Annotated in this window: 14 protein-coding genes and 1 pseudogene; 7 read left to right on the forward strand and 8 right to left on the reverse strand. The window is 42.3% G+C overall.

The annotated features are described in order from the left end of the window. Nucleotides 1-41 precede the first annotated feature (41 nt). From FHG64_RS17285 to FHG64_RS17305, 5 genes and pseudogenes are all read right to left on the reverse strand, one after another. Nucleotides 42-463, reverse strand: a pseudogene (locus FHG64_RS17285) (Fur family transcriptional regulator). Nucleotides 464-480: 17 nt separating this feature from the next. After that, complete coding sequence (locus FHG64_RS17290) at nt 481-819, reverse strand: P-II family nitrogen regulator (RefSeq protein WP_139067559.1); 339 nt, start codon at nt 817-819, stop codon at nt 481-483. 100 nt (nt 820-919) lie between these two features. After that, nucleotides 920-2152 (reverse strand): efflux RND transporter periplasmic adaptor subunit, encoded by a 1233-nt coding sequence (locus tag FHG64_RS17295; RefSeq protein ID WP_139067560.1) that lies wholly within the window; start codon nt 2150-2152, stop codon nt 920-922. Nucleotides 2153-2182: 30 nt separating this feature from the next. Further along, on the reverse strand, nt 2183-6652 hold the full coding sequence (locus FHG64_RS17300) for a CusA/CzcA family heavy metal efflux RND transporter (protein WP_139067561.1): 4470 nt from the start codon (nt 6650-6652) through the stop codon (nt 2183-2185). A gap of 91 nt (nt 6653-6743) precedes the next feature. Further along, entirely contained in the window at nt 6744-7136 is a 393-nt protein-coding gene (locus FHG64_RS17305) for a hypothetical protein (protein WP_139067562.1), read from the reverse strand. A gap of 261 nt (nt 7137-7397) precedes the next feature. Between FHG64_RS17305 and FHG64_RS17310 the strand changes: the two genes are divergently transcribed. The 5 genes from FHG64_RS17310 (at nt 7398) to FHG64_RS17330 (ending at nt 11436) form a co-directional block, all read left to right on the forward strand. Next, entirely contained in the window at nt 7398-7769 is a 372-nt protein-coding gene (locus tag FHG64_RS17310) for an ArsR/SmtB family transcription factor (protein WP_139067563.1), read from the forward strand. Between the two features lies 1 nt (nt 7770). Further along, a complete protein-coding gene (gene merTP / locus FHG64_RS17315; RefSeq protein ID WP_139067564.1) occupies nt 7771-8379 on the forward strand; it encodes a mercuric transport protein MerTP in 609 nt (202 codons plus the stop codon). A 15-nt stretch (nt 8380-8394) separates the two neighbouring features. Next, nucleotides 8395-9741: a dihydrolipoyl dehydrogenase family protein gene (locus FHG64_RS17320; RefSeq protein WP_139067565.1), complete on the forward strand. Its 1347-nt coding sequence runs from the start codon at nt 8395-8397 to the stop codon at nt 9739-9741. A gap of 21 nt (nt 9742-9762) precedes the next feature. Continuing rightward, nucleotides 9763-9987: a GDCCVxC domain-containing (seleno)protein gene (locus FHG64_RS19655; protein WP_139067566.1), complete on the forward strand. Its 225-nt coding sequence runs from the start codon at nt 9763-9765 to the stop codon at nt 9985-9987. 120 nt (nt 9988-10107) lie between these two features. Then, nucleotides 10108-11436 carry an APC family permease gene (locus FHG64_RS17330; RefSeq protein WP_139067567.1) on the forward strand — a complete coding sequence of 443 codons (1329 nt, stop codon included), beginning with the start codon at nt 10108-10110 and terminating at the stop codon, nt 11434-11436. Between the two features lie 564 nt (nt 11437-12000). Here FHG64_RS17330 and FHG64_RS17335 read toward each other — a convergent pair. Then, on the reverse strand, nt 12001-12387 hold the full coding sequence (locus FHG64_RS17335) for a response regulator (RefSeq protein ID WP_139067568.1): 387 nt from the start codon (nt 12385-12387) through the stop codon (nt 12001-12003). Between the two features lie 518 nt (nt 12388-12905). Between FHG64_RS17335 and FHG64_RS17340 the strand changes: the two genes are divergently transcribed. After that, entirely contained in the window at nt 12906-18764 is a 5859-nt protein-coding gene (locus FHG64_RS17340; RefSeq protein ID WP_179955979.1) for a HAMP domain-containing protein, read from the forward strand. A 229-nt stretch (nt 18765-18993) separates the two neighbouring features. Here FHG64_RS17340 and surE read toward each other — a convergent pair whose 3' ends face one another. Then, entirely contained in the window at nt 18994-19722 is a 729-nt protein-coding gene (gene surE, locus FHG64_RS17345; RefSeq protein ID WP_139067570.1) for a 5'/3'-nucleotidase SurE, read from the reverse strand. Between the two features lie 217 nt (nt 19723-19939). Between surE and FHG64_RS17350 the strand changes: the two genes are divergently transcribed. After that, nucleotides 19940-20842 carry a diacylglycerol/lipid kinase family protein gene (locus FHG64_RS17350; RefSeq protein WP_139067571.1) on the forward strand — a complete coding sequence of 301 codons (903 nt, stop codon included), beginning with the start codon at nt 19940-19942 and terminating at the stop codon, nt 20840-20842. Here FHG64_RS17350 and FHG64_RS17355 read toward each other — a convergent pair. Further along, nucleotides 20835-21971 carry a PepSY-associated TM helix domain-containing protein gene (locus FHG64_RS17355; RefSeq protein ID WP_139067572.1) on the reverse strand — a complete coding sequence of 379 codons (1137 nt, stop codon included), beginning with the start codon at nt 21969-21971 and terminating at the stop codon, nt 20835-20837. The genes FHG64_RS17350 and FHG64_RS17355 overlap by 8 nt on opposite strands. Between the last annotated feature and the right edge of the window lie 57 nt (nt 21972-22028).

Genomic DNA, 22028 nt, shown 5'->3' on the forward strand with positions numbered 1-22028 from the left:
TTTAGATGATTAACATAATTAAAAATGTACTATCAGTTGAATTAACTTGATCTCCTACTGCACTTGCTGCAAATCCCCGTCATAACAAGATTGGCGTCCATTGCTTTAAACCCTGCGGGTAAGGTAATATGCGGGATTTTTTGTTCGGTCAGGCACACTGTCTCATCACAGCTATTACAGTGAAAGTGCAAATGGAGGTCGTTGCCAATTTCGCATTCGCAATTTTCTTGACAAAGGGAATATTTTATTACGCCCGTTCCATCTTCGATCTTATGCACGATCCCTTTTTCCTCAAATGTTTTTATAGTACGAAAGAGGGTGCTCCTTTCAGAATTTTGAAAATCTTTTTCAAGTCCCCAATACTTAATGCTACTTCTGAATCTGTAAAACGATTTAAGACCAACAAGCGCATAGCGGTGGGTCGTATCTCTTTGCTTTCAAGTTTTTTTATTAATTCTTCCATTCCTGAACAAAACAGTTTTACAATTCATGTCTTTTGATAGATTTTCCCGTCTTTATTTGAAAGGCATCTTCGATATCAGAAACGTAGATGATCCCGTCGCCCGGGTTCATTGTCTTTCCATTTTCGACTATGATATCTATGGCTTTTTGTGCTTCTTCATTTTGACACACTAGTTCCAATTTCACTACCGGACTATCTGTAATACGAAAATCAAGTGACGGTCTGGCTCCTTTTGCCTTAAATGCACCGGTCCCTTCGCCCTGCGAAATGGTCATGCTTTTAAATCCCGACTCGCTTAAAGCTTCAATAACTTTTTGAACCCTCTTGGGCTTGACAAATGCTTTTATTTCTTTCATTTCTTAAAATTTTTATTGGTCTAATTTTATTTAAAACCCGGCCTGCCATAAATTAAGACAAACAGTTGCGGACAAGCCAGGTTCCAAAAAATAACTTATTTTAATGCCCATGAGAAGTCTGGCTCTTCTTCATCTCTGCTATTAGGTAATATGCATTGTTCCAGGCCACTTTAGCCCCTTCCGGTAGTGGCTCCAGGAGTTTAATTTCAACCCAGCCTTCATTTTCTTCTCCTGTCACTACTTCCACCGGCTTAAACGACCACTCGGTTTCCCCATCTTCCTCGTGCTTTTCAGCAATGAAGATGTAGGATTTTCCTTCTTCCTCAATAATGGCCTCCTCCGGCAAAGCCGTCACCTCCGTACCGGCGCCTGTAATAATCCTTCCGTTGATGTACATGCCAGGAACAAGGTTTTTTGTATCCTCCTGTATCTCTGCATGAACGTGAACAGCTTTGGGATTCTGCTCAAACTTTTTACCGATGGAATATATTTGGGCAGTATAAGTTTTGCTAGGGATAGATTCCATTTTAAGAAGGACCTTTTGCCCAACTTTTATTTTATATACATCTTTAGCAAATACCATCAAATCTGCATGTATATGTTCAATATCGATAACTTCAAAAAGTTCGGTTTGAGGATCCACGTATTGTCCTACCTGAATTCTCACATCTTCAACGCTACCTTTGATTGGACTCACAACAGGTATATTCTCAATTAAATTACCGTCTCTTATTGTCGATACATTTAAATTTAATTGTCTTAACTGAGACTCCAAACCTTGCACTTCTGCCTGTATCACCCGATAATCAGCCTTCGCCTGTTGAAATTGTTTACCTGATCCCACTCCCTGCTCGTGGAGTGTTTGTTGGCGATTAAATTCTTGCTCCAGATTCTGCATACGACTGTAAGCTGTCATATAATCGGTTTGAAGCCTGGTGAGGTTGGGGTGAGAAAGATACGCCAGGGTTTGGCCTTTTCTAACTTCATCCCCCTCAATAACTTCAATAGAGGTAACGTTGGCTCCTAAAACAGCAGTTACTGTAGCTTCATATTGTGGTGGCACTTCCAGTTCTCCTGTGGCTTCAACTACGTCTGAAAGGGTTCTGGTCGCCAGTGTGTCTATTTTTATGCCCAGGCTGTTGAACTTGAGGCTGGAAAGATGCACTTCTCCCAATCCGCCTTCTTCTCCTTCTTCATCTTCTTCATGACCGGCTTCTTCCGTAGCAAGGTCTTCGCCGGTTCCGGTAGCTTCTTCGCCTTCTCCGCCGTTGCACGAAGTAAGGATCGATACCATAATGAGCAGTGTGAACAGTTTTATGATGTGCTTTTTCATTTTTATATCTTTGTCTATTAATTAATTGTTTTATTCCGAAGTATTTATATAATATTCGAGTTGAGAGCGGCTGTCGAGATAATTGCCCAATGCGTCCCAGGCATTTACTTCTATCCGTACAGCATCCCGGATGTTTTGCAGGAAAGTCACATAGTCAATAGCTCCCTCCCGATAAGCGATAATGGCTCCTGTCCGTTGCTCTATGGCTAATGGGAGCGCTTCTTCCTGATAATATGTCCAGGAATTAAGCCACTTCAGGTATTCTTCGCGTGCCTCAGCATAAGCTGTCTTTAGCTCAAACTGCGTTTGCTGTAAATTTGCCTCAGCTATTTCCCTGTCTATCCTGGCAGATTGTGTCCTCCCCAGCTCGGGTCCAAAGAACAAAGGAATGCTGATGCCAACCTGATACTGGTAGAAGCCTGTCTGCCCGTCGATTTTTTGTCTACCGTACTGCGCCTGAAATTTCGGAAGAAACTGCGATCGCCTTTCCCTTATAGTTGCATCAGCCACCTCTACCCGTTGCTCATACACATTGAGCAGAGGATGATTATCAAGGGGTTGCAGTAATTCACTTATGGGCTCATCAAACTGATCGGCAGGAACATTAGGTACCGTATAAAGTGTGTCACTGGCAAACCACAGGTTGAATCGCTGCAGGGCACTTAAATAATCCCGATATGCCTGCTCTTTTTGTATTTCAACCTCATTGCCCTGGTTTACTGTAGCCAGGTATTCTAGCCTGGAGATCGTTTCTGTTTCCAGCCTTATTTGTGCAGCCCTTTCAATATCGGTGAATGCGGAGTCCAGACTCCGCAAAGTTTCATATGCATTTTTTGCGGCATATACCGACGCCCAGGCCTGACTTACCTCCAGTTCTACTTCAAGAATGGAAAGATCAAGAGCTTCTTCTGCCAGGGCCACTCGTTCCTTCTGCAAGCGAAGGCGCGGAACGATACCGAAGATATCGATATCCTGTTGCTGAACTCCAATTTGAGTATATACCCCAAGATCAGGATTATTGGAACCATCACTTATTTCTTCTGCTCCGGTAAATATTACAGTGTTCCCAAGGTTCCAGGCGGTTTTTTTCAAAGCTTCCTGGCTTTCTATTTCCAGAGTGGCGGCCTTTATACTTGGAAAGGCTTCTACAGCACGTTTCTTTGCCTCTTCTATAGTTAGAGTTTGAAGGGAATCCTGTTGTTGAACTGACTCGGCCTGAACCAAAAGATTTCCCTCAAGGGATCTGTCTTGTGCCTGTGCGGGTGCACTAAAACCAACTAAACCTCCAATCGATAGCATTGCTACTAAAATGGCGGGCGCTGGAGCAAAACCATTATTATTCTTATTTCTTTTATTTTTCATATTTTCTACTATTGTATAGAGGACAGGCAGTACCACCAGAGTCAGTAAGGTGGCTGTAAACATCCCACCTATAACCACCGTTGCTAAAGGCCGCTGGACTTCTGCCCCGGCCGAAGAAGAAAATGCCATAGGCATAAATCCTAAAATATCTGTTACCGCTGTAAGCATAATTGGCCTTATTCGTTCTTTCGCACCCATAAAAATCCGATCTTTAATACTGGTCACGCCTTCTTCTTTAAGAGAATTGAATCGGTTCACCAGCACCAGTCCGTTTAGTACTGCCACCCCAAAGAGCACGATAAAGCCTACACCTGCAGAAATACTAAAGGGCATATCCCTTAACCAGAGCGCGAAAATACCCCCAATGGCCGCTAATGGAATGGCCATATAAATCATAATAGACTGCGAGAATGACTTCAGGGCAAAATACAACAGCACAAAGATCAGGAAGAGTGCGATAGGCACCACGATAATCAAGCGGTCTTTGGCGCTTTGAAGGTTCTCAAATTCCCCACCGTATTCGATGTAGTATCCCGGGGGTAAATCAAGTTCAGCATCCAGTCGTGCCTGAATATCCTTTACTACAGACTCTACATCCCGTCCCCGGGTATTCACCCCTACATACGTTCTTCGATAGGTGTCGTCGCGCGATATCTGCATCGGCCCCGGCACATAACCTATATCGGCTATTTCACTGATAGGAATCTGCGTACCATCATCAAGGTCGATGTACAAGGTTTTTAAATCATCAATGCTTTGTCGGTGTGCTTCGTCAAAGCGAACCACCAGGTCGAAACGCCTTTCTCCTTCAAAAACAACCCCGGCAACTCCGCCTGCAAATGCGGTACTTATATACTCATTGATTTTTTGAATATCCAGCCCGTATTGAGCGAGTTTATCCCGGTTATAACGGACTGTCATTTGTGGGAGACCAGAAGTTCTCTCTGCATTTACATCTGCTGTTCCGGGCACAGTTTGAATAATCTCTGCCATTTCCTGAACCTTAGTGGATAGAACTTCCAGATCCTCGCCATAGAGTTTTACCGCAATATCTTCTCTTACCCCTTCCAATAGCTCATTAAACCTTAGCTCTATAGGCTGGGTAAAAACCAGGTTGACACCGGTCAGATTTTTGTTGAGCAGGTCCTGAATTTGTTCAATAAGTCCTTCTTTGGATTCAGCAGACACCCATTTTTCTGTGTCTTTTTCGAGTATTATATACATATCGGCGATATCCATTGGCATAGGGTCAGTCGGAATATCGGCCACCCCAATACGGGCTGTTACCGTTTCGATTTCAGGGAAGTTCTCCAATAACAAAGTTTCAATTTTCTTCGAGACTTCTATGGATTCAGTCAACGAACTCCCGGGCCTGATCAAAGCTTGCATGGCAATATCACCTTCATCCAACTGTGGAATAAATTCTCCCCCCATAGTGGAGAAAACATAGCCTGCAGCTCCTAATAAAACGATAGATCCTATGATCACCGCCGCTCTGAGACGAAGGGAAGCTTTTAAAAGCGGAAGATAGGCACGATGAATACCACCAATAATTTTATCACTGATTCTTTCCAGCCATCGCTCTAATCTGCCATACCAGTTTTTCTTGTTTTGAATGGGTTTCATAAACAATGCAGCCATCATCGGTACATAGGTGAGACACAAGATAATGGCACCAATCATCGCAAAACCAAATGTATAGGCCATTGGCTTAAACATCTTTCCTTCAACCCCGGTGAGAAACAGAATAGGTGTAAATACAATAAGGATGATAATCTGTCCGAAAAAGGCCGACCCCATCATGGTACTCCCCGCATCATAAGCTACCTCATCCATCACCCCCCGGTTAAACTTGAGCTTCCCAGCCCTAATACGCTTTTGTATTTCATAAACAGTACCTTCTATGATAATGACGGCTCCGTCAATGATTATCCCGAAGTCGATGGCTCCCAGGCTCATCAGGTTTGCCCAAACACCAAACTGTTTCATTAAAATGAAGGCAAAAAGCAAAGATAAGGGAATGGTAGTGGCGGTAATCAGGCCTCCGCGCAAACTACCTAATAGGAATACCAGAGCGAAGATTACGATTAAGGCTCCTTCCAGTAAGTTTTTAGTCACGGTATCGGTTGTTCTTCCGATAAGGGCACTTTGATCAATAATAGGTTGTATTTCAAGCCCTTCAGGCAATGATATTTCTACCTCCGCCATTCTGTCCTGAACCCTCTTTATCACAGCATTAGGGTTAGATCCCTTGAGCATCATAATAATACCACCCACGGCTTCCTCTCCATCCTTCGTAAAAGCCCCATAGCGCACTTGACTTCCGAATCTCACTTCTTCGGATAGATCTCCAATAGTGACAGGAGTGCCACCTTCATTGGTTACAACTATTTTCCTTATATCGTCTAAGGATTGCACCAGGCCTTCGCCCCGAATGAAATTGGCCATTCTCGTCTTTTCAATATAAGCTCCACCGGTATTTACATTATTCCGTGCCAGAGCCTCATATACCTGGGAGATGCTTACATCCAGCGCATTTAATTTCTCAGGGCTAATAGCTACTTCGTACTGTTTGATGTATCCCCCAAAGGAATTCACTTCCACAACCCCTTCCAGCAAGGTTAACTGCCTCTTTATAATCCAGTCCTGAATGCTTCGGAGCTCCGTAGGGGTGTAATTGTCCTCAAAACCAGGTTGCGGCTGGATGGTATATTCATAAATCTGTCCCAGCCCGGTGGAAATAGGTCCCATAGTTGGGCTGCCAAAATTTTCGGGAATGGTTTCCTGCAGCTCGGTCAATTTTTCCTGAACCAGCTGCCGGGGCAAATAGGTGCCCATATCATCTTCAAAAACAATGGTTACAACCGAAAGTCCGAAACGGGAAACCGATCTTAATTCAGTCACCCCGGGAAGATTACCCATAGCCAGTTCGACCGGATAAGTGATAAACTGTTCAATATCTTCAGTACCTAAGCTGGGAGATTGGGTAATTACCTGTACCTGGTTATTTGTAATATCAGGAACCGAACCCAGGTTCACGGTCATCATAGACCAGATTCCGGCTCCAATTAGAGCCAATGTAAGTAGACCCACTATAAACTTGTTGTTTATAGAAAATCCAATGATCTTATTAATCATGTAAAAAAGTTTAATTCAGTTATAAAAAAGAGGGTAAGCCATTGAAGTGATCAATGACATTAGGATATAAGTATCCTATAAATAAAGGAAATTAAACTTGGGGAGGTTGAAAAATTCCGCCTAGGGCGGCAGAAGAAAACGGGGGCTGGTAAAAAACACTTATACTTTGATCCTCTAAAGGTTCAATTACAGCTAGCTCAAAAGTATCTGAGTTAACAAACGAAAATCCATGAGAACATACATGATGGCCCTGTAAGGGGAGTTCGCCGTCATGTCCATCGTCCTGGTGTCTATTCAAATTTTTCTGATCTCCGTAGTGGTAGTCTAGAAATTCAATAAAGCCAATACCGCTACCTGCTGCTTGTTCATTATAGTGCTCAACAAGATTTGGTATTTTTAGTAACTCACAACACCAATCCATTACTGGTCCCGAAGATTGGAACAAGAAAATGAAGGACAAAAAAGTGGTTGCTAATATTTTCATATGGGCACAAAAGTAATAAAAAAAAACTTGCAATTGGATTGCAAAAAATGAACTTCAAAAAAGAGAGAGAGACTTTGCGGTTTTCTTTTGATGAATTTCTAAGAATTTAAATAGGCAGGACTTATGAGTAGTTTTCCCGAAACAGTGTCCCGGAAAAAATTTATTGGACAAAGGTAAATGTATTAAGTATTCTTTTCATCCATATTTAATAATTTGCTTAAATAAGAAATAAATTTTATATTAACAGCCTTAAAACAACTTATGAAACTTGAAATTACCTGTACACGTGCTGAAGCTAACCATGCACAGCTTTTAAATTGTCAAGCCACAATTGGAAATTTGGACAACGGTTTCCGGCAAATGACTAAACTCTTGTCTATTGCCGGTAATGATGTGCGTTTGAAGATTCTCTTCCTTTTAAATATGGAGAATGAATTATGCCCCTGTGATATAGCAGACATTTTGAAAATGAGTATGCCGGCGATTTCACAACATCTCCGGAAAATGAAAGATGCCGGCTTCATTGCCTCCAGAAGGGAGGGACAAACTTTGTATTATTCGCTGGTAAAATCTGAAATCCAGGTTCTGGATAACATCTTCACTTCAATTAAATCATTAAAAAAATCCGCTTAAAATGGATACATCCCAAAATAAATCTAATAGAGCTGCTTTAGGCGGAGTAGTAGCAGCTATAGCGGCTTCTTTATGTTGTATTGCCCCGGTTCTTGCTTTAGTCGCGGGCACGAGTGGCATGGTGACTACCTTTTCGTGGATGGAACCTTTTCGGCCGTTTTTAATTGCTCTCACGGTGTTAGTTCTGGGCTTGGCCTGGTATCAAAAGTTGAGATATAGAAAAGAAGCTGAAAGTGATTGCGGATGTGCAGAAGATGAAAAACAATCCTTTTTGCAGTCAAAGAAGTTTTTACTGGTTGTAACATTATTTGCAGGGCTCATGATGGCTTTTCCAACTTACTCCGAGGTGTTTTACAGCCAGCCTAACAAGGAAGTGGTCTATGTCTCACAATCAAATATTGTTAAAGAGATATTTGTTGTAGAAGGAATGACCTGCGCAGGATGTGAAGCACCGGTGGAAAGTGAAGTCAATAAACTAGAGGGTATTTTATCAGTCAAGGCGAGTTATGAAAATGCCAATACGGTAGTCGAATATGACAAAACAAAAGTAGATAAGGCTGCAATTATTACAGCCATAAGCAGGACCGGTTATAAAGTAGTAGATAAGTAACCTAAAAAAAGTGAGATGAAAAAGTATGATGTATTTGTAATAGGTTCAGGAATGGCAGGAATGAATGTTGCCAATAAATGTGCTTCTAAAGGCCTTAGGGTAGGAATAACAGATGAATTGCCCTATGGTGGTACTTGTGCCCTTCGTGGATGTGATCCAAAAAAGATCATGCTCGGCCCTACTGAAGCAAAACATTTGGCTGATAATTTTTACGAGAAGCAAATTTCTGAAGTGCCAGCTATTTACTGGCAAGAAGCAATGAAATTCAAACAGGATTTTGTGGATGCTATGCCACCTAAAATTGAAAAAGGTTACCAAAAAAACGAAATTGATACCTTTCATGAATCAGCAAAATTTATTTCTGAAACTCAATTGAAGATAGGAAATAAAATTATAGAAGCCGGAAAGATCCTAATAGCTACGGGTGCAAAGCCGAGAAAGCTGGATATTCCGGGTGAGGAGTATGCTATTAGCAGTACAGATTTTCTCAATTTCAAATCCCTGCCATCCTCTTTGCTGTTTATTGGCGGTGGGTACATCGCTTTTGAGTTTGCACATATGGCTGCCCGTTTTGGCAGTAAAGTGACCATAATTCACAGGGGGAAAAGGCCACTGGAGAATTTTGATCCTTTTATAGTAGATCAATTAACTGAAGCTACCAGGAAGTTAGACATACAATTAATTTTGAACACCAACGTTACGGCGATTGAAGAGGCGAATGGGGCTTTTCGCGTAACCGGAAAAGGTGAAAGTGGGGAAAAGAAATGGGAGGCTGCGCAGGTGATTAATTCTGCTGGAAGGCCTCCTGCCATTTTTGATTTGGACCTGCAGAAAGCAAATATCGCCTTTGGTAAAAAAGGAGTTGAAGTGAATGAATATTTGCAAAGCACCACCAATCCAAATGTCTATGCTGCCGGGGATGCAGCAGATACAGATGGTATTCCCCTTACACCGGTTGCCGTTATGGAAGGGCATATTGTAGCATCCAATATATTAAAAGGCAACACTAAAAAACCAGATTACACCGCCATTCCCACCGTGGTTTTTACGCTGCCCACAATGGCTTCGGTAGGACTTACTGAAGAAGAAGCCACTAAAAAAGGTCTTAATTTTAAGGTGAACAAGAACCGTGTTCCCGACTGGTTTACCGCCCAAAGGATCAACGAGAAAAACTATGCCTATAAGACACTCGTCGAGAAAGAAAGCGGAAAAATTTTGGGAGCACATCTCATTGGCCCACATGCCGAGGAAGTAATAAATCTTTTTGCCCTGGCTATAAAAGTCGGATTCACTTCCAAAGATTTAAAAACCATGATCTTAACCTATCCTTCATCAAGTTCAGATGTGGTTTATATGGTATGATTAACTAAAAATAATAAAAAAATGAATTTTTTTATCACCAAATCAACAATCACTTGCCCCAATTGCGGCCACTCTAAACAAGAAGAAATGCCAACAGATGCCTGCCAGTTTTTTTATGAATGCGAAGAGTGCAAAGAAGTACTGAAGCCAAATGCAGGAGACTGCTGTGTATTCTGTTCTTATGGCAGCGTACCCTGTCCTCCTATCCAACAAAATAATACTTGCGGGTCGTCTAATTATTGCTAATAAATTGACAATAAAAAAGATGGTTCATGGATATAAGAATAGGTAAAAGTGCTTAAAAATACCTGTAGGTCAAAATCAAAAGATTTATAGAAGTGATGTTTTCTATTTAATAATTGTTTTATGAGTGATTATAAGAAAGGGAGTTTAACCCTTGCCAATGCAGTGGCAATGGGAACTGGAGTAATGATTGGAGCAGGTATTTTTGCTCTTCTGGGGCAAATCGCTGAACTCTCTGGACAATATTTCGCACTATCTTTTATAGTGGGAGGGGTAATTTCAGGATTTAGTGCTTATTCATATATTAAAATGGCCGATGCTTATCCTTCCGCAGGGGGGATAGCTATGTTCCTGAAAAAGGCCTACGGGAAAGGCACAATTACAGCATTTGCAGCTCTTCTAATGGCTTTTTCCATGGTGCTGAACGAAAGCCTCGTAGCCCGCACCTTTGGAACTTATACTATGCAGCTCTTCAATGGGAGCCAGGACAGCTTTCTGGTTCCGGCGCTGGGAGTGGGACTTTTGGTAGCTGCGTTTATTATAAACATTCTGGGGAACGAGATAATAGGAAAGACAGCGATGACTACCGCAGCCCTAAAGATTGGAGGAATTCTTGTTTTTGCTGTAGGGGCGCTGTGGGCAGCCGATTTTAATATCGGTTCCGCCTTACCTTCGCAAGGGTCGCAGAATAAGATAAGCGAATACATTGCCTCACTTGCTCTTTCCATTTTAGCTTATAAAGGCTTTACCACGATAACCAATAGTGGGGGTGAAGTAAAGAACCCTCATAAAAACATAGGCCGTGCAATTATACTTTCCCTGCTCATTTGCGCAACCATATATTTTCTCACGGCCCTGGCAGTGGGCGCGAACCTCAGCATTGAGCAGATTATACAAGCAAAAGATTATTCTCTGGCAGAAGCTGCTCGTCCACTATTCGGGAACTATGGACTTTATTTTACGGTGGGGATCGCCATAATCGCAACAATTACAGGAGTTATTTTCAGTATTTTTGCTGTCTCCCGAATGACTGCAATGCTTACGAACATGAAATTGATCCCGCACTCACATTTTGGAATGCCAGGAAACATTCAGCAACACATGCTGGTATATATTACAGTGCTTTCCATCACCCTTACCATTCTTTTTGATCTTTCGGGAATTGCTGCTATGGGAGCTATTTTCTATCTTATCATGGATATTATCATCCACGTGGGAGTGCTACGACATATGAAAGAAAAAGTAAAGGCAAACCCGGTGATTGTAATTACGGCTATTGTGCTGGACGTCGTTGTGTTATTAGGATTTATTTGGGTGAGGGCACAAACAAACTTGACGGTTATTATTGTTTCCGGAGCCCTTATAGTATTTACCTTTTTCGGGGAAAAGATTTTTCTTGGCTTAGGTAATAAAAAAGGAAAAGGGAAAGAGAAACATCATCACGAGGATTAATTTAGTCATAAAGGAAATATTTATAGGAAACTGAACCTCAGGTAAAGTAATCTGACTTAGTAAAATAGTATATCATAAAGCACAAATGACAACCTTACTATTAAATAATTTTGATGGAGAAATAAAACCTAATTCAAGCTTGTTGTCGTCTTGTGACTTTTTATCTGCTGTAAAAATTATTCCTGCATATTTTATTTAATCTGAGGTCATTTGTTATAATTTATATCGAAAATTTCGGTTATCTTTGGTTTACGGAAAAGAATTGAAGCGAAGGTTACCTATTCGGTTACCTCGTTTTATAGAAGTAAGTTAATTGTTTGATAATCAAAATATTGTGGGTTGATAGATTAGTTCTGCCACCCCGACTTAAAAAGCCTGATGCACACCGCATCAGGCTTTTTTAATTTTATGGATATAACTTTTCTCTCGTTTTGAAAATGTTGGAAGTCCCCCTTTGACAACAAAAAAGCCCCGCATTTTTCAATGTGAGGCGTATTTCAAAAACTTTTTACCTTTCCAGTAGCAGGTTTAATCCTTCTTTTTGTTATTTCAAAAGTATATTCCTTAATCTTTCTTATCTGCTACATTTTTGGACATACTCAAAGTTGACTCTATACTCTCCAGGAAGCTGTCAACTTCAAATGGTTTTTCAATAAAATTATTGGCTCCTGCAGCAATACAAATTTTACTTGCCCCATCTAGGCCCGACATCATAAGTATTGGTGTATTGGAAATACCTTCTGTATCCCTTATATCAGCACAAATTTCTGTGCCATCCACCCCGCTTAATAATTTATCCATGATGACAAGGTCGAAAGGTTCCTCCTGTAATTTTTGTACAGTTTCCCCGGGTAACCTTAAAAGAGTTACGTCATATCCATTCATTTCAAGTTGGTCATTAAGGATTATACCTAAATAATGATCGTCCTCAACAAGTAAAATTTTGCTCATTTAGATTCTTTTTATCTAATTAATTTATCTTTCCCAAACTCCTGCCACTCGCCCGGACAACGACCATATTAAAAGCGTTTAGATCCTGTGAGGATATATTCCTTTTAATGCCGCTTAATACAATGCCAAAAATAAGAATAAAACTTACAAAATCAAGCACTGTTAATACTCCTCCAAGATCACTTTCACATAATACTCTTCCGTTAAGTTTTTCGCCTATCCATATGATGTTTGATCACCCTTAAAGTTTAGAGGGATTACGGAAAACTTTTTGGTAATCAGTTCTCCAGGTTAATAAGGAATTTTTTTTAACACATTTCACAAAATTTTCACATAAAGTTCGAATTTAAAGTACTTTTTTTACGGCCATTAAAATTATTAATCCGAAGTATTTATCCAATATTTACTGTGTTTAGTTAATTTAAACCTACCCTAAAATGGCCAAAAAAACTACTACCCCCTCGACCCGGACCAAAAAAACTTCATCCCCTAAATCCACTGCAACTAAACCACCTATCGTGAAACGATCCAAACGGGTGGCAGATGAGGATATGTTCAAAGACAGTGATTATATGCACGAGCAGTTGGACAGGCTCATATTCGCACTGGAAGCATTTAGGGAAGGAGATATCTCAGTGCGATTATCAAAAGAACGCAATGATAAATTTGCCGATGTAGCTGAAGCCTACAATACGATGGTGGAAATGATTGGAGGGGTAAGTACAGAGGTATCCCGTATCTCCCGTGTTGGTGGTATTGAAGGGAATCTTGATGCCAGGGCCGAGTTTAAAGCCTCGACCGGGGTGTGGAAGGATATGATCGATAACATTAACATTCTTATTGAAGCAATTGCGAAACCGGTACTTGAGGTAAGCCGTATCCTTAACAGTATTGCTGCAGGAAAGCTGGAAGATAAATTTAGCCTTACTGTAACCGGCGATTTCCGGGCGATGGCAGATGTTATTAACCGCACCCTAGGCAGTTTGAACATCTTTGCTGAGCAGGTAACGCTGGTGGCCCGCGAGGTGGGGGTTGAAGGAAAGCTGGGGGGGCAGGCGAGTGTTCCAAACGTCTCTGGTACCTGGAAGGATCTTACAGACAATGTAAACCATATGGCAACCAACCTTACTGAGCAGGTACGGGAGATCGCAAGGGTGACTACGGCCGTGGCCGATGGGGATCTTTCCCGAAAAATTACCGAAGAAGGAAAAGGAGGGGAAGTACTTGGATTATCAACCACGATAAACAGGATGGTTGATTCCCTGAATATCTTTGCTGCAGAGGTTACCAACGTGGCGCGTGAGGTAGGGGTGGAAGGAAAACTCGGTGGCCAGGCAAACGTTCCAAACGTTGCGGGAACCTGGAAAGACCTTACCGTGAACGTGAACACCATGGCATCCAACCTTACCGCCCAGGTACGGGAGATCGCAGGAGTAGCAACATCTGTTGCGAATGGTGACCTTTCCAAGAAAATTTCGATAAACGTAAAAGGGGAGATCGCAGAACTTAAGGATACCATTAACCAGATGGTGGACTCCCTGAACATATTCTCTGATGAGGTAACGCGTGTGGCCCGCGAAGTGGGAACTGAAGGAAAGCTGGGAGGACAGGCAGAAGTGCCAGATGTTGCAGGTACCTGGAAGGATCTTACAGATAATGTGAATACCATGGCGAGCAACCTTACTAATCAGGTAAGGGAGATTGCTTCTGTAACCACCGCGGTGGCACAGGGAGACCTTTCACAAAAAATTACAGAAGAAGGAAAAGGAGGGGAGGTATTGATACTTTCCAACACCATTAATAGCATGGTTGACTCCCTTACCCTGTTTGCGGCAGAGGTTACCCGTGTGGCCAGGGAGGTGGGCACAGAAGGAAAGCTGGGAGGCCAGGCGACTGTACCAAGTGCGGCCGGTACCTGGAAGGATCTTACAGATAATGTGAATATCATGGTAAGCAACGTTACAACCCAGGTGAGGGAAATTGCAAATGTTGCAACCGCGGTGGCAGATGGGGACCTTTCGCAAAAGATCTCCATTGATGTAAAAGGAGAGATCGCAGAACTTAAGGATACGATCAACCAGATGGTGGACTCCCTGAACATATTCTCAGATGAGGTAACCCGTGTGGCACGTGAAGTGGGAACCGAAGGGATCCTGGGAGGCCAGGCAAAGGTGCCAGATGTAGCCGGTACCTGGAAGGATCTTACAGATAATGTGAACTATATGGCATCCAACCTTACCACACAGGTAAGGGAGATCGCAAATGTGGCAACTGCCGTGGCAAAAGGAGATCTCGCACAAAAGATCGCCATTGAAGCCAAGGGAGAAATAGCAGAACTAAAAGAAACCATCAACACGATGGTGGATTCCCTAAATATATTTTCAGATGAGGTAACCCGTGTGGCACGTGAGGTGGGAACCGAAGGGATCCTGGGTGGACAGGCCGAAGTACCTAATGTAGGGGGAGCCTGGCTGGAACTTACCGAGAACGTAAATACGATGGCATCCAACCTTACCACCCAGGTGAGGGAGATCGCCTCTGTAACCAAGGCGGTGGCAAACGGTGATTTATCTAAAAAGATATCTGAAGAGGAAAAAGGAGGGGAAGTACTTGAACTTTCCACCATTATAAACACCATGGTGGACTCACTGAACATTCTTTCCAACGAGGTGACCCGTGTGGCCCGGGAGGTAGGAACCGAAGGGATGCTGGGAGGACAGGCAGAGGTGCCAGATGTTGCCGGTGCCTGGCTGGACCTTACCCGAAATGTGAACACCATGGCGAGTAACCTTACCAGCCAGGTGAGGGAGATCGCCAATGTAGCAACTGCGGTAGCAAACGGGGATCTTTCACAAAAGATCTCCATTGATGTAAAAGGTGAGATAGCTGAACTTAAGGATACTATTAACCAGATGGTGGACTCCCTGAACGTTTTTGCTGCAGAGGTAACCCGTGTGGCGCGTGAGGTAGGAACCGAAGGTAAACTGGGAGGCCAGGCAGAAGTACCTAATGTTGCAGGTACCTGGAAAGGCCTCACAGATAATGTAAACACGATGGCGAGTAACCTTACCACCCAGGTGAGGGAGATCGCATCGGTAACCACTGCGGTTGCACACGGGGATCTTTCGCAAAAGATCTCGGAGCAGGGGAAAGGAGGAGAGGTACTGGAACTTTCCACCACGATCAACATCATGGTTGACGCTCTTAACATTTTTGCAGATGAGGTAACCAACGTGGCACGTGAGGTGGGTACAGAAGGTATCCTGGGAGGCCAGGCAGAGGTGCCAAACGTGGCGGGATCCTGGAAGGACCTTACAGATAATGTGAACCAGATGGCGAGCAACCTTACCTCCCAGGTAAGGGATATTGCAGGAGTATCTACTGCACTTGCACGTGGTGATTTCTCCAGGAAGATCGATGTGGAGGTGAAAGGTGAGGTACAGGAACTTAAGAATAATATAAATGCGATGGTAGACTCCTTTACTACCATTGTAAAAGCGGCCAATACTATTGCTGAAGGTAACTTCGCCATTGAGATGCCACTGCGTTCTGAAGCAGATCAACTTGGTATTGCATTGAACACGATGACCGAGAACCTGAAACGAATTTCTGAAGAGAATGAGAATGAAGCCTGGATCAAGACCGGGCAGGCGGGTCTTAACGACAGGATGCGTGGAGAGCAGGACCTGTTGACCTTATCAAAGAATATTATTTCCTACCTCACTAAATACCTGGGTGGCCAGGTGGGGGTTATCTACCTTGCTGAAAAGCACAAGGATAAAAAGCAATTGAGGATGACAGGTTCCTATGCCTTTACCCACAGGAAATCCCTTAAGACGACCTTTGAATTTGGTGAAGGACTTGCTGGACAGGCGGCGCTTGAGAAAGAAGTAATTGTCCTGTCGGGAATACCATCAGATTATATAAGTGTTTCATCGGGTCTCGGGGAAAAGAAGCCAAGCAACATCCTCGTTCAGCCATTTATTATTGATGGGGAAGTAAAGGGGGTCATAGAAATTGGATCTTTCAAGACCTTTAATGACAGTCAGCTGGAATTAATGCGTTCAGTAGGAGAAAATATCGCGATCACGACCAACTCGTCCCTGGATAGGGAAAAGATGAAAGACCTGCTGGAGGAATCACAAAGACAGTCTGAAGAACTACTTAAACAGCAGGAAAAATTACAGATACAGAGTAAGGAATTGCAAATGGCCAATGATGACCTGGAGTCCAAGACCAAGGATCTGGAAATGCAGAAAGAAGACCTGCAATCGAGTAGGGTTGAGGTAGAGCGCAAAGCCAAGGAGCTTGAACTGGCCAGTAAATATAAATCTGAGTTCCTGGCAAATATGTCACATGAACTTAGAACACCATTAAACAGCCTTCTTATCTTGTCCAAGGACCTTAGTGATAACAGGAAAGGAAACCTGTTAAAGGATCAGCAAAAATCTGCCAGTATCATTTACGAAGGTGGATTAAACCTGCTGAATCTTATCAACGATATCCTGGACCTTTCTAAGGTAGAAGCAGGAAAGCTTCAAATTCATCCCGAGGAAGTTATGGTTGACAGCCTGGTGAATAACCTGCAGGATCAATTTGAGCCACTGGCCAAATCCAAAAAGCTGAAATTCACAATTCAAAGTAAAACAAATGCCCCTGAAAGGATAATAACAGATGGGCAGCGGCTGGAGCAGATCATCAAGAACCTTATTTCCAATGCCATTAAGTTTACTGAAAAAGGAGCAGTGAGTGTCTCCATTGGAAAACCTGATGAAAGGGTGAACTTCAGGGAAATAACCTTGTCAAAATCTGAAGTGTTGGAAATTTCAGTTAAAGACAGCGGTATTGGAATTCCTGAAGCCAAGCGAATGATGATCTTTGAGGCATTTCAACAGGCAGAAGGAGGTACCAGTCGTCAATATGGCGGGACAGGATTGGGATTAACAATTTCAAGAGAATTATCCAGATTACTGGGCGGTGAGATACATATAGAAAGTACAGAGGGCAAAGGAAGCATTTTTACGGTATTCATTCCTTTAGACCTTACAAGTGCTCCCATAAAGGAAATGGATGATGCAATATCCTCTTACACAGAGCCCAATTATGACAAATCTCAAAATAATGGAGTACCGTTGGTGACAAAAACTAACGCATCAATTGGTGAGAATTATATGTGTGACGACAGGGAGAACTTAAAAGCTTCAGAATATTCCTTGTTGATTTTTGAAAGTGATAAAAATATTGCTCAAACTGTAAAAAAGATTGGCAAACAATACGGCTTTAAATTGCTGTGCGCCATGGATGGCAAGGAGGGAATGAAATTGGCGGCTCAATACCAGCCAAATGGGATAATTCTGGATGACGAACTGGAAGATATGAAAGGGCTTAAGGTACTGGAGCATCTAAAGTTCAATTTGAAGACCAGGCACATTCCGGTTTATTTTATGGCAGCAGAGGATTATAGCAGGGAGGCACTTGGGAAAGGAGCCATGGGCTTCAGTCTTAAACCGGTTGCTTTTAAAGATATAGAATATGCTATCCAAAAAATTGAAAATCTACGTACATCCCCATCACGGGAGTTGCTTATCATTGAAGATGATGCGCCTACTTTGAAGGCCATTAAAAGTATGCTCGAGAACCAGGAAATGAATATTTCCACGGCGGTTACCGGGAAGGCTGGACTGGAAAAATTATTGGCTAAAAATTTCGATTGTGTGATCCTTGACCTTAACCTGCCCGATATTAATGGGTTTGAGGTGCTGAAGAAATTGAAATCTGCAGAAAAAGAAAATAATGTACCCGTGGTTGTATACACCGGTAAGGAGCTTACAAAAAAAGAAGTAAAAGAACTCAATAAGTTTACTGAAAGCGTTTTAATCAAAGGCGCGTCATCACCCGAGACGCTTCTTGATGAAGTTTCATTAATCCTTCATAGTGATGAGAGCAAATTCTCCAGCCGCCAGAAAAAGATCATGGCAGATCTTCATGATCCTAAACATTTCCTACAGGATAAAACTGTATTGTTGGTAGATGATGATGGGCGTAATTCCTATGCAATTTCCAAGGCCTTATACGATTCGGGGATGAAAGTGATCATTGCAGACAATGGTAAAATGGCAATTGAGAAACTGGAAGAGGAAAAAGATATAGATATAGTTTTAATGGATGTTATGATGCCTGTGATGGATGGTTATGAAGCTATGAAAAGAATAAGAGAAAGGACCGAGTTTAAGAATATCCCTATTATATCTCTAACCGCAAAAGCAATGCCTGAGGATAAAGCAAAATGCCTTGAAGCAGGTGCAAATGATTACCTTACCAAACCTGTTAATATCGATAAATTGTTGAACATTGTGCAATTGTGGCTGCATCAATAAGAAGGTTTTTTTTTAGATCAGTCATATTTTGAGCATACAAAGCAGCCTCTCAATTTCACTGAGAGGCTGCTTTTATATTTACCAGAGAATTTTCTGGTCAAATTCGAAAAAGGATAAACTAACTAAAATTTATAAGGGCTACTTATTAGGTACTTTAGATTCACGTGGGCTTCCTGTGAGGGAGGATGGAAAAGCCGCGAAATGGATGTCCTTACGTTATTACATCTTTCTACTTATTTGCCCTCTCCCGTAGATAATCTTTATCTGTTAGATCAAGTATTAATGGGGTAATACTGGTCATTCCATGTTTGATTGCCCAGCGGTCACTGCCTTCTTCCTCCGGTTCCAGCGGTATAACTGTAAACCAGTAATGCTGCCTTCCCATAGGATCTTTGTTGGCTACAACCTTCCCGTCGTACTCCCGAACCGAAAGGTTGGTCCATATGATCTCCCCGTTGGGATTTCTGGGAAAATTGATGTTTAGCAGTTCACGATCCTTTTCGTTAACCACTTGTTTTAATGCCTTTGCCACGTGAGGTTTTAGCGCCTCAAAATCGGGTTCATCATCACCCACAGAGACACTAAAGGCTATTCCCCTCACCCCAAACAATACCGCCTGCCTGGCGGCAGATAGTGTGCCTGAATGCCAGGCAGAATTCCCAATATTAGAGCCAAGGTTTATACCCGAAACTACCAGGTCTATTTCATCAAAAAGGTGTGTTCCCATCGCAACACAATCTGCCGGAGTACCATTTACCCGGTAAGCTTCCATTCCTTCAAAATGAATGGGAGATTTTTTATAAGTAATGGGTTTGCCAGAGGTTATTGCCTGCCCCATGCCAGACTGTTCAACATCTGGAGCCATTACGATCACTTCCCCGTATTCCGAAGCTACTTCAGCCAGGCACATAAGTCCCGGGCTGTATATTCCGTCGTCATTTGTAACCAATATCTTCATTTCTTTTTCTTTTTATAGGTTGTTTCTTCAGCAAAGAATTAAAATACAAAATTCTCAATTTTAGATTGGTATAAAATCCTTTCAACAGCAGGATTTTATGTTACTTATAACACATTGGGCTGGTTCTCTTAATAAATTTATATCATAAGGTATCGTTAAGGAACTTTGCATCCAATCAAATCTCAGTAAATTTATTTTTTCTGAAAATTCACAACCCATGAAGAAGATACAGGTAATCCATAATCCTACTGCAGGAGATGCAGAGCAAAGTAAGAAGAAGTTGCTTGCCAGCCTTAAAGAGAATGGCAGGGAGATTTCCTATGCTTCTACAGATGATGATGGATGGGAAAAATTCACACTTGATGAAGAGGATTTGATCGTTCTTTGCGGTGGCGACGGGACTGTGCGGAAACTAGCGGGGGTATTACTTCAAAAAAAGAAAAAACAACGTAAAATTCCCATTTACCTTGTCCCGGCAGGTACGGCAAATAATATAGCTACCACTCTCGAATTACCATTTCCACGAGATTTTACTTTTCAAAAAAACCTTAAGAATTACCAGCTTTTTGACTACGGAAAGATAGCTGGGCTTGATGAATTCGAATTCTTTTTAGAGGGCATTGGTTTTGGCTTCTTTCCTGAATTGATTCGAAGAATGAAAGAAGGGAAAGAGATCCCCGATGAAACGGCAGAAGAAAAATTACAACGTACCCTTAAGGTGTGCAGGGACATCGTGGAGCACATGAAACCCCTGAAGATAAAGGTTGAAGCCGATGGGGAAAAGATCAAAGGAAAATTCCTATTGGCAGAGGTTTTGAATACAAAACATATAGGCCCCAATTTGAAACTGGCACCGCATGCCCATCCCGGGGACGGTTTGATGGACCTTCTACTTATTTCGCCAGAGCATCGTGAGCTTCTCCTGGAATATATAGACAGCCTTATAGCTGGTAATAAGGAAGACGTTGACGTTCATAAATTCGTGAAAGTAATGAAGGTGAAAAAAGTTAAAATGAAAGGCAATACTTCCCAAATGCACGTGGATGACTCTATTTTAACGGGTGAGGAGAAATATAAATTTAAGCTAAAGGTAAAAGAGGGAGAGTTTATGTTTATCTAGAAACATCCTCAACCCTGGTTTTCTTTTTATTCCTGCGCCCCCACCATAGCATAAATCCGCTTACAGGCAGGCCTGCAACAAAAAGGCTCCCAAAGAATGCTATGATCTTGCCGGGCAAACCAAAGTATTGTCCTGTATGAAGGCCATAGCTCATTTCCTGTAATTTCATACCGTTGCTTTTGTCTGCGTAAAAGTGCTGTTTTAATAATTCTCCTGTTGCAGGATGAAAGTAAAAATTGGACTGATGGTCATATTCAAGTGCATCGGGATAAGCCCCGGTGACAACGGGAGCATCCGGTCCCTGGTCCCACACAAAGTACATCCCGCTGTTTGGCATCATTTCAAAAGTTTTTATCATTGAAATATCCAAAGCATTTCCCGTGGATTCAATAGTAGTGCTGTCTATTTCCAGCCTTATTTCATCCTCCGGGTGCTCCTTTCCAAGATTTCCAAGTATATAAAAACCTTCATTCATCCATTCATAGGAGAAGCTAAGGCCGGTAAGGGCAAGGAACAGGGCGAGAAAGGAAACATAGAAGCCGGTGGTCCTGTGCCAGTCATAATTTACGCGACGCCACCTGGCATTCCATTTTATTTTGAGATTGGTCTTAAAGCTCTTCTTCTTTTTGGGCCACCACAGGATGATCCCGGTGATAAGCATAAGAATAAAAATAAGCGTTGAAGCACCAACTATTTGCTTGCCTATGGCCTCCGGCAGTAGTAAATGCATATGCAGGTCTTCGATGATAAGGAAAAAATCATTTTCAAGATCCTGTACATGCGCAAGTTCAGCAGTATAAGGGTTAAAATAGATATGATGCGGACTTTCCTCAATTATTGCAAAGACGTGCGCCGGCCGTTCCCTGGTTTGGTAAACCACCATGCTGGCATCTGCACCGGGGAAAAGTTCCAGGACATTATTTTTAAGGACAGAGGGAGCTACAAATTTTGCATCCCGGGGAGTGACTTTTCGCCAGTCGCGGGTGAGGTCCTGGATCTCATCGTGGAAAACAAAAATACAGCCGGTAACTGCGACAATAAAAACAATGATCCCGGTAAGAAGTCCAAGCCACAAATGTAAACGGCCGGCCCATTTCTTCCAGATATGTTGTTTTTTCTTTTTTGACATATTATAAAAAAGCCGTCTGAGAAAATACTTTTTCAGACGGCAAATTTAGGCTTTATT

Origin of the sequence: Antarcticibacterium flavum (assembly GCF_006159205.1) — a bacterium.
Taxonomy (GTDB): Bacteria; Bacteroidota; Bacteroidia; order Flavobacteriales; family Flavobacteriaceae; genus Gillisia; species Gillisia flava.